The following is a 10475-nucleotide window of genomic DNA, read 5'->3' on the forward strand; positions in this document are numbered from 1 at the left end:
CGGGATGCGCTTTCCGGTTGGGGCCTCTAGCGGAAACTACGACCCGGAATATCGGCTCAGAACGGGACACGCTTTCCCGAACAGGGCTCAACCGGAAACTGCGACCCAGTTTGAGGCCTCAAAACGGGACGCAGTTTCCGATTGACCAATCCTCGCCGTCATTCCGCCGTTCAGCGGCCCGCACCAGCAGTCTCGTTCACATAAAATATATGAACAGGTGTTCGATACATACCTATCTACCTGCATCTCTTCTGTTGAAAAACTTTGCTACTCCAAAAACTCAATCGCGTCAAGGCTTTTCTTGCCCAACGGTCGGTACCTGATAAACTATTAGGTTGCGATAACTGGCGAAGCTATGCCTCGCCAACCCACCGAGCATTTCCGTGAAGGAGGAAAAACCTGGTGACCTACGCATACACTGCCACTGAGCGCAAGCGCGTCAGCTTCGGGAAAATCCCGGAGGCCATGGAGCTCCCCAACCTTATCTCTGTTCAAAGGGAATCCTTTGAGCGTTTTAAGGATGAGGGCCTTCGTGAGGCGTTCAAGGAATCCAGCCCCATCCAGAGCCAGAACCATGTTCTCGAGGTTACCTTCGGCGAGCATCAGTTCGGCGATCCCGCGCACACCGTCGAGGAGTGCCGCGAGAAGGACATGACCTATCAGGCTCCGCTTCTGACCGACGTCCGTCTCACCAACAAGGAGACCGGCGAGATCAAGGAGCAGCTCGTCTTCATGGGCGACTTCCCCATGATGACCGATCAGGGCACCTTCATCATCAACGGTACTGAGCGTATCGTCGTCTCGCAGCTCGTCCGCTCCCCGGGCGTGTACTACAGCTCCGAGATGGATTCGGGCAAGCAGATCTACAAGGCCCAGATCATCCCGTCCCGCGGTGCATGGCTTGAGTTTGAGGTCGACAAGCGCGACCAGCTCATGGTCTCCATCGACCGTAAGCGCAAGCAGAGCGCCACGATGTTCCTGCGCGCCCTTGGCATCGCCGTCACCAACGACGACATCATCGAGCTGCTCGGCAACTCCGATGTGATCAAGCGCACCCTGGAGCGCGACACCGCCCTCACTCGCGAGGACGCCCTCATCGAGATCTACCGTCGCCTGCGCCCGGGCGAGCCTCCCACCGTGGACGCTTCCCGCAGCCTGCTCGAGGGTCTGCTCTTTAACCCGCAGCGCTACGACCTGGCCCGCGTCGGTCGTTACAAGGTCAACAAGAAGCTCAACCTCACCACCGAGGAAGAGGTCACGGTGCTCACCGACGAGGATATCGTCGCGACGCTGCGCTACCTCCTGTCCCTCGCTGCCGGCGAGCAGGGCTTCAAGGTCGACGACATCGACCACTTCGGCAACCGCCGCATCCGTACCGTCGGCGAGCTCGTCGCCAACCAGTTCCGTATCGGCATGAGCCGTATGGAGCGCGTCGTCCGTGAGCGCATGAGCTCCCAGGACATCGACGAGATCACCCCGCAGTCGCTTATCAACATCCGTCCGATCGTGGCTTCCATCAAGGAGTTCTTCGGTTCCTCGCAGCTCTCGCAGTTCATGGACCAGGCGAACCCCCTGACCGGTCTGACCCACAAGCGCCGTCTGTCCGCACTCGGCCCTGGTGGTCTTGCCGGCCACAAGTCCGGCTCCAGCCGCCGCACCAACGTGCCGACGGCCGTCCGCGACGTTCACAATTCGCACTACAGCCGCATGTGCCCGATCGAGACCCCCGAAGGCCCCAACATCGGCCTGATCGGCTCGCTCGCCCTCTACGCCCGCGTCAACGAGTATGGCTTCATCGAGGCTCCGTTCCGTCGCGTCGAGAACGGCGTTGCCACCGACCAGATCGACTGGATGACCGCTGACGAGGAAGAGAAGCACGTCATCGCGCCGGCCAACACGCCGCTCGATCCCAAGACCAACGAGTTCATCACGACCGATGCCGAGGGCAAGCTTGTCCGCCCGCACACCGTGATCGCCCGTACCCGCGACTTCGACGGCTCCTTCGGCGCTCCCGCCGACGTGCCCGTCGAGGACGTCGACTACATGGACGTCTCGCCGCGCCAGATGCTCTCCGTCGCAGCCACGCTGATCCCGTTCCTCGAGCACGACGACGCCAAGCGTACGCTGATGGGCGCTAACATGCAGCGTCAGGCCGTGCCGCTGGTTCACCCCGCCGCTCCCTATGTCGGTACCGGCATGGAGCGTCGCGCCGCTCTGGACTCCGGCGAGGTCACCCTGGCCAAGAACGCCGGCGAGGTCATCTTTGCCGACGCCGCCAAGATCATCGTCAAGCATGCCGGCGGTATGGACGAGTATCACCTGGCCAAGTACCAGCGCTCCAACCAGTCCACCTGCATCAACCACCGTCCGCTCGTGCGCGTCGGTGACACCGTTGAGCAGGGCGAGCCTCTGGCCGATGGTCCTTCGACCGATCACGGCGAGCTCGCACTGGGCCAGAACCTCACCGTGGCCTACATGCCGTGGGAAGGCTTTAACTACGAGGACGGTATCGTCGTGTCCGAGCGCCTGGTGGCCGAGGACCTGCTGACGACCATCAACATCACCCGTCACGAGATCGACGCCCGCGACACCAAGCTCGGCCCCGAGGAGATCACCCGCGAGATCCCGAACCTCTCCGAGGACATGCTTGCCAACCTCGACGAGGACGGCATCATCCGTATCGGCGCCGAGGTCGGCCCTGGCGACATCCTGGTCGGCAAGGTCACGCCTAAGGGCGAGAGCGCTCTGACCGCCGAGGAGCGCCTGCTGCGCGCCATCTTCGGTGCCAAGGCCCACGACGTTCGCGACACTTCCCTTAAGATGCCTCACGGCGCTTACGGCCGCGTTATCGACGTCGTCCGCTTTAGCCGCGAGAACGGCGACGACCTGGCCCCCGGCGTCAACGAGCAGGTGCGCGTCTACGTCGCCCAGCGTCGTAAGATTCAGCAGGGCGATAAGATCGCCGGCCGCCACGGCAACAAGGGTGTTATTTGTAACGTTCTGCCGGTCGAGGACATGCCCTACATGGCTGACGGTACCCCGATCGACGTTATCCTCAACCCGCTGGGCGTTCCTTCGCGTATGAACGTCGGCCAGCTGCTCGAGTGCCACCTTGGCTGGGCTGCTGCGTGCGGTTGGGATACCGAGCAGGCCGACTCCGACAAGTACGTCCCCGGTCCGTTCTTCACCGCCACGCCCGTCTTCGACGGCGCCAAGGAGGACGAGATCGCCGAGGTCATCCGTCGTGCCAACAAGAACATGCTCAACAAGGCCACCGCTGCCTTTGGCGATCACATGCGCCCCGAGTTCGTCACCCAGCTTGACGAGCGCGGCAAGACCCGTCTGTTCGACGGCCGCACCGGCGAGGAGTTCCGCGAGCCCATTACCGTGGGTACGTCCTACATCCTCAAGCTCGGCCACATGGTCGACGACAAGATCCACGCCCGTTCGACCGGCCCTTACAGCCTGGTTACCCAGCAGCCTCTGGGCGGCAAGGCTCAGTTCGGCGGCCAGCGCTTCGGCGAGATGGAAGTTTGGGCACTGTACGCTTACGGTGCTTCCAACGTCCTGCAGGAGATCCTGACCGTCAAGTCCGACGATACCGTGGGCCGCGTCAAGACCTACGAGTCCATCGTCAAGGGCGAGAACGTTCCTGTCCCGGGTATCCCCGAGTCCTTCAAGGTTCTCGTCAAGGAGATCCGCTCCCTCGCACTGGACATCGAGCCCATGCACGATGCCGACGAGGACGCCTCCGCCCCTGTGACCGCCGAGGAGACCTCCGCTCTCGACGACCTGGCTGCGCTCGCCGGCGTTGACGCCGACGTCGAGGCCGAGGATGCCGAGACCGCCGAGGCACCCGAGGCTGTCGCCGCCACGACCACTGATAAGGAGTAGTTGACTGTGGCAGATTTCGAAGCTACTGATTTTGACTCGGTAAAGATCTCCCTTGCCTCCGCCGACCAGATCCGTTCCTGGTCGCACGGTGAGGTCAAGAAGCCGGAGACCATCAATTACCGTACCCTCAAGCCCGAGAAGGACGGCCTGTTCTGCGAGAAGATCTTCGGTCCCGCCAAGGACTGGGAGTGCTCCTGCGGCAAGTACAAGGGCATCCGCTTCAAGGGCATCGTCTGCGAGCGCTGCGGCGTCGAGGTCACCTCGGCCAAGGTGCGTCGCGACCGCATGGGCCACATCGAGCTCGCCGCTCCCGTGTCCCACATCTGGTACTTCAAGAGCCCCACGAGCTTCCCGATGAGCCGTATGCTCGACATCAAGTCCAAGGACCTCGAGAAGGTTCTGTACTTTGCCAGCTACATCATCACCGAGGTTGACTATGAGGCCCGCGAGGCCGACGCCGACGACCTGCGCGAGGAGCTCGCCGCCGATCTGGAAGAGATCGATGCCGAGTGCGCCCGCCAGATCGAGTCCCTCAAGGAGCAGGGCGACCCCGAGAACTTTGACGAGTTCTCCGACGAGGAGCCGCTGACCCCCGAGGAGATCGCCTCCGGCATCGTCGATATCGAGGAAGAGTGCAAGGACGAGAAGCAGCTCCGTACGGACGCCTTCAACGCCTTCATGAAGCTCACCGAGCGCGACCTCATCTCCGATGAGCCGCTGTTCCGCGAGATGACCCGCTATTACTCCATGTACTTCAAGGGTGGCATGGGTGCCGAGGCCGTCCGCGACCTGCTCGCCGCCATCGACCTTCCTTCCGAGGCCGAGAAGCTCAAGGCCATCATCGCCGACGAGGACTCCCAGAAGCAGAAGCGCGAGAAGGCCGTCAAGCGCCTCGAGGTCGTTGACGCCTTCCTGAAGGGCGGCAACAGCCCCGCGAACATGATCCTGGACGTTATCCCGGTCATTCCGCCCGATCTGCGCCCGATGGTCCAGCTCGACGGCGGCCGCTTCGCCGCGTCCGACCTCAACGACCTGTACCGTCGCGTGATCAACCGTAACAACCGACTCAAGCGCCTGCTCGACCTGGACGCCCCCGCGATCATCGTGAACAACGAGAAGCGCATGCTCCAGGAGTCCGTGGACGCCCTGTTCGACAACGGCCGCCGTGGTCGCCCGGTCTCTGGCCGTGGCGGTCGCCCGCTCAAGTCGCTCGCCGAGGCCCTCAAGGGCAAGCAGGGTCGTTTCCGTCAGAACCTGCTGGGTAAGCGTGTCGACTACTCCGGCCGTTCGGTTATCGTTACCGACCCCAAGCTGCTGCTGCACCAGTGCGGTCTGCCCAAGACCATGGCGCTGGAGCTCTTCAAGCCCTTCGTTATGAAGCGCCTGGTCGAGCTCGGCAAGGTCGAGAACATCAAGGGCGCCAAGCGCGCTATCGACCGCGGTGCCACCTTTGTGTGGGACATCCTCGAAGAGGTCATCGACGGCCGCGTCGTGCTGCTCAACCGTGCACCGACCCTGCACCGTCTGTCCATCCAGGCCTTTGAGCCGGTGCTGGTCGAGGGCAAGGCTATCCACCTGCACCCGCTGGTCTGCTCGCCCTTCAACGCCGACTTCGACGGCGACCAGATGTCTGTCCACGTGCCGCTGTCCAGCCAGGCTCAGGCCGAGGCCCGCGTGCTCATGCTCTCTGCGAACAACCTGCGCTCGCCGGCATCCGGCAAGCCGGTCAACATCCCCTCGCAGGACATGATCATCGGTGTGTACTACCTCACCCAGGTCCGCGACGGTCTGCCGGGCGAGAACCACGTGTTCGCCAGCTTCGACGACGCGCTGCACGCCTATGACTGCCGTTCCGAGGTCGACATGCAGGCCAAGATCCAGGTCCGCGTGTCCGCTGCCGACGCCAACGTCATCAACGAGGACGGCACCCGTATCTTCCGCGTCAAGAACGGCAAGAACGAGTTTGTCGACTATGACGTCACCGGCAACAAGACCGCGCGCTTCGAGACCTCTATCGGCCGCATCATCTTCAACCGCCAGTGCCTGCCCGAAGACTATGAGTTCATGAACTACAAGATGGTCAAGGGCGACGTGGCCAAGCTGGTTGCGGACTGCTGCGATCGTTACCCCGAGGCCAAGGTCGGCCCGATCCTCGACGCCATCAAGTACTCTGGCTTCCACTACGCTACCCGCGCCGGCCTCACCATCTCGGTGTGGGACGCTCTTATCCCTGCCGAGAAGCAGGAGCTGCTCGACCGCGCCCAGGCCAACGTCGACCAGATCAACGAGTACTTCGAGGAGGGCTTCATCAACGAGACGGAGCGCCACATCGAAGTCGTTAACGAGTGGACCGCTTGTACCGACAAGGTCGCAGCGCTCATGCTCGACATGTTCGACGAGGAGAACCCGCTGTACATGATGGCCGACTCCGGCGCCCGTGGTTCTAAGACCCAGCTGCGTCAGCTCGGCGGCATGCGTGGCCTGATGGCAGACATGTCCGGCGAGACGATCGACCTTCCCATTAAGGCGAACTTCCGCGAGGGCCTGCTGCCGCTCGAGTACTTCATTTCGACCTACGGCGCCCGTAAGGGCCTGGTCGATACCGCATCCCACACCTCGGACTCTGGTTACCTGACCCGTCGTCTGGTCGACGTGGCCCAGGACGTCATCGTCCGCGAGGAGGACTGCGGTACGCACGAGGGCGTCACCTACAACCTCATCATCCCCGGCACCACCGACCTCAACACCGACCTCGTTGGCCGTTGCTTCATCGAGGACGTCGTGGCTCCCGATGGCACCGTGCTCTTTGAGCAGGACGGCTACATCGAGAAGGTCGCCGACATCCAGAAGATGGTCGATGCCGGCCTCAAGAAGGTCAAGCTTCGCGCGCTGCTCACCTGCCGCTCCAAGTACGGCGTGTGCCAGAAGTGCTACGGCTGGGATCTTTCCACCCGTCGTCCGGTCGCTATCGGTACTGCCGTCGGCATTATTGCCGCCCAGTCCATCGGCGAGCCCGGTACGCAGCTTACGATGCGTACCATTCACTCCGGCGGCGTCGCTGGCGTCGACGATATTACGCAGGGTCTGCCTACGGTCAGCCGTATGTTCGATATCGTCGGCAACGTCAACGAGAAGATCCTGGGTCGCGAGGCCGAGCTGGCTCCGTACTCCGGTCACCTCTCGATCAAGCCCGAGAAGTCCGAGTACGTGCTGACGCTCACCGACTCCGAGGATCACACCCGTGTCCTCGACGAGCGTCGCGTCCCCGCTTCGGTGCGCTTCATGCCCGAGATCGAGGACGGCTGCGAGGTTCGCGCCGGCGACCAGATCACCAAGGGCTTCGTCAACTTCCGCAACCTGCGCAAGCTGACCGACATCGAGTCGACGATGCACACCTTCGTCGAGAGCGTTAAGGACGTCTACACCAGCCAGGGCGTCGACCTGAACGACAAGCACATCGAGGTGCTCGCACGTCAGATGCTGCGTCGCGTTCAGATCACCAACCCCGGCGACTCCAAGTACCTGCTTGGTCAGTACGTCGACCGCTACGAGTTTGCCGACGAGGTCGAGCGCGTTGCCCGTCTGGGCGGTCAGGCTCCCGTGGCCGAGCCCGTCATCCTGGGTACGCTCAAGGTCGCGTCCAACATCGACTCCTGGCTGTCGAGCGCTTCGTTCATCCGTACCGCCGGCGTCCTTACCGAGGCTGCCATCGAGGGCAAGGTCGACCACCTGCTCGACCTTAAGTCCAACGTCATCGTCGGTAAGAAGATCCCGGCCGGTACCGGCCTCAAGCCGTACGCCAACGCCAAGCTGACGTATCGTACGGCCGACGGCTACGTGGACATCGATGGCCCGGCTTCGCCCAACGCCAAGTCGCTGCCCGAGTGGGCTCCGGTTGAGCTCAAGGACCTGGACGAGCAGCTCCCGCAGCAGCTCGACTGGGCCGGCTACGACGAGTTCGGTGGTGCTGACGGTTCGTTCACCCGCAACGGCCACACCATCTCCGCCGAGAAGGCTCGCCTGTACCTGTTCGACGACCTGGGCGTGTCGCAGCGCTGGACCAACAAGTTCAGCGAGGTCGGCATCGAGACGGTCGGCGACCTGGTCGGCAAGTCCGAGGAGGATCTGCTGCGCATCGATGGCATCGGTGCCAAGGCGATCGAGGAGCTCCGTGACGGCCTCGAGGCCCACGACCTGCTCTACATCCTCGAGAACAACGACGACGTTGCCGACGAGGAAGACCTCTCGCAGCTGCTGCAGATGGTCTTTAGCCCCGACGGTCCGGACGACATCCTGCTGGGCACCTCCGCTGCTCCGACGCATCACGCTGACGAGGACGAGGAGCTCCTGGGCGCCCCGATCGACGACAAGAAGGCTCCCGCCAACGGTGCCATCAACGAGGACATGGCTTCCCTCGACGAGCTGCTCAACCAGCTCGTAGACACCGACGACGCCGAAGAGGCCAAGGACAACGACGAGGAATAATTTCCTAGTACGTTAACCGCCCTTCCAAAGACCCGCTTCCCAACAGGGAAGCGGGTCTTTTTTGTTGAAGAAAACCTGCCAAAAAGGGACAGGTTTATTTTGGTAGGTTTTTCCTGCTTGAATTTGAAACAATTCGTCCGGCCAGAGCGTATCTATGGTGAGGGCCTCATCGATAATCATTAACGTCACCGGGAGGTGATTATGGAAGAACAAGCATTTAGACAGGCGGTCGAAGATCACCGGGATGTCGTGTTTCGGATCGCATTGACGTACCTGCGCGATTGCGCCGATGCCGACGATATTGCCCAAGACGTCTTTCTTAAGTTGCTTAAAAGCGATGGACACTTTGAAAGTCGGGAGCATCTTCGCCGCTGGCTTATCCGGGTCACGATCAATGAATGCAAATCGCTCTTTCGAAAGCCATGGAGGCGTGTGGAGGATATTGAGAACCTGGCCGATTCGCTTTCGACGGCGCAGGAGGAGACCAAGGCGGTCCTGTCAGACGTTATGCGACTTCCGGAGCGATTCCGTGTTCCCATCGTGCTCTATTACTATCTGGGCTTTTCGACCGCAGAGATTGCCGAGTTACTGCATGTGCCAGCCGCGACCGTTCGAACGCGTTTAGCTCGTGGTCGATCGAAGCTCAAATTCATCCTAGAGGAGGGCGACCGTGAAATCCAATCAAATCAAGCAGGCCTTCGAGTCCATCCAAGCCGATAGCGATCTTGCCGACCGTGTTATTGATGCTGCGGCTGGAAAGCCGCTTCGTCGAAAGGGTCACGCGAAACCTCTGTATGTTGCCGTAATCGGATGTCTTGCCGGAGTGTTGGCGACCGGAGGGGTCGCCTACGCCGTTGTCAATTCCAGCTATTTTGCCTCAGCCTGGGGAAACCATGGCAACGGAGAGTCCATTACCTGGACTCAAGGTGGCTCGTCGGGGACTAAATATACCTACACCAGAGAGTTTGGTGATGGCATCGCGCCCCAAAGCCTGGAGGGTGCAGTCCAGGAGGTTAATCTGTCCGTCGAGGGTAACGGCTATACGCTTGATATCCATGAGATGGCTATTGACCAAAACGGCTGCGGAGCCGTGACGTTTACGTTGTCCAATCCAAATGGCGTTAACTACTACAAGCCGGCAGCAGAGACAGGCGAACTTGTTCTCTATGGTGAAGAAGAACAAGGCATCGGCACGCCCAGCATGAACTTCGGCGAGGAATGGGCTGATACACGCTGCACAATTGATAAGGACACATCAAGCGACACGGTCATTAATGGCACGATGTACTTTGCCTCGTGGAATCGCGAGCGAGATTTGGGACATGCGGTCACCTGGAATATCTGCTGGACTGAGGGCGAAGGCGAGGACGCGAAGCTGTTCGAGGCATCGACGCCCGAGTTTAACGTTGGAGCGTACGTCGATACAAAGGAACTCCGCTCCGATGACTCGCCTCTCGAGATCAGCCCGTTTTCCATCCAGACGCACATCGACGATCTGGGCATTGACGCAGTCACGAAAAAGTTGACCGTTACCTACAAGGATGGATCGGAGCAGATTATCGAAGACGATGCTGCGGGCGCGTACAATTTCTATGTCTCGATGACGCGCAATAGTGGAGAGAACATCTCAGTGCCGACAAAACTGATCAATGTCGATCAAGTGGTCTCGGTAACCCTTGAGGGCACGAGGTACACATCAACAGGAGAGACCGAAACAGAAGTACCCTTTACCATCGTCTATTCGTAAGATTTGGGGCCGCTTCCTACTAGGGGAAACGGCCCATTTTGCGTTAAATAGGCGGTTATTACGAGTGATATTCGACTGAATTTCGGAAGTATGCGGCAAAATCTTGATGGGTCGACCACACCGCATATGCTCAAGCGCTCTACCTGCTGGTTTGTTATCGCAAAACCCCGGTGTGCTCGGCAGGTCCAGAATTTGCCGCATACTTCCGAAAACACCGCCAATCTACATGTGTTAGTGAGGTCGGATCGCCGCTGGAGCGTGGCATTTCCCCAGGTTAAACCTACCAAAATAAACCTGTCCCTTTTTGGCAGGTAGCGTTGTTCCGACGAGCACGTCGGATTCCCGGCCC

At 60.7% G+C, this 10475-nt stretch carries 5 protein-coding genes; 4 read left to right on the forward strand and 1 reads right to left on the reverse strand.

All coding sequences use genetic code 11. From position 1 onward, the window contains the following. The first annotated feature begins 465 nt into the window (after positions 1–465). Entirely contained in the window at positions 466–3894 is a 3429-nt protein-coding gene (locus tag I2G43_RS08420; RefSeq protein WP_229071722.1) for a DNA-directed RNA polymerase subunit beta, read from the forward strand. A 6-nt stretch (positions 3895–3900) separates the two neighbouring features. Next, on the forward strand, positions 3901–8379 hold the full coding sequence (locus I2G43_RS08425) for a DNA-directed RNA polymerase subunit beta' (RefSeq protein ID WP_195535809.1): 4479 nt from the start codon (positions 3901–3903) through the stop codon (positions 8377–8379). Between the two features lie 12 nt (positions 8380–8391). Here the strand turns inward: I2G43_RS08425 and I2G43_RS08430 are convergent, their stop codons facing one another. Then, entirely contained in the window at positions 8392–8559 is a 168-nt protein-coding gene (locus I2G43_RS08430; RefSeq protein ID WP_195535810.1) for a hypothetical protein, read from the reverse strand. A gap of 21 nt (positions 8560–8580) precedes the next feature. Here I2G43_RS08430 and I2G43_RS08435 point away from each other — a divergent pair, with 21 nt between their 5' ends. Continuing rightward, on the forward strand, positions 8581–9099 hold the full coding sequence (locus I2G43_RS08435) for an RNA polymerase sigma factor (protein ID WP_195535811.1): 519 nt from the start codon (positions 8581–8583) through the stop codon (positions 9097–9099). Next, positions 9050–10126, forward strand: a complete 1077-nt coding sequence (locus I2G43_RS08440) for a DUF4179 domain-containing protein (RefSeq protein WP_195535812.1) — start codon at positions 9050–9052, stop codon at positions 10124–10126. Before I2G43_RS08435 ends, I2G43_RS08440 begins: the two co-directional genes overlap by 50 nt. Positions 10127–10475: the final 349 nt, after the last annotated feature.

The sequence above is a fragment of the Collinsella aerofaciens genome (assembly GCF_015557435.1).
Taxonomy (GTDB): domain Bacteria; phylum Actinomycetota; class Coriobacteriia; order Coriobacteriales; family Coriobacteriaceae; genus Collinsella; species Collinsella aerofaciens_Z.

Coding starts and splice junctions, on each gene's coding strand:
- I2G43_RS08420 (WP_229071722.1), top strand. CDS start 466: ATGGAGCTCCCCAACCTTATCTCTGTTCAAAGGGAATCCTTTGAGCGT.
- I2G43_RS08430 (WP_195535810.1), bottom strand. CDS start 8,559: ATGATTATCGATGAGGCCCTCACCATAGATACGCTCTGGCCGGACGAA.
- I2G43_RS08435 (WP_195535811.1), top strand. CDS start 8,581: ATGGAAGAACAAGCATTTAGACAGGCGGTCGAAGATCACCGGGATGTC.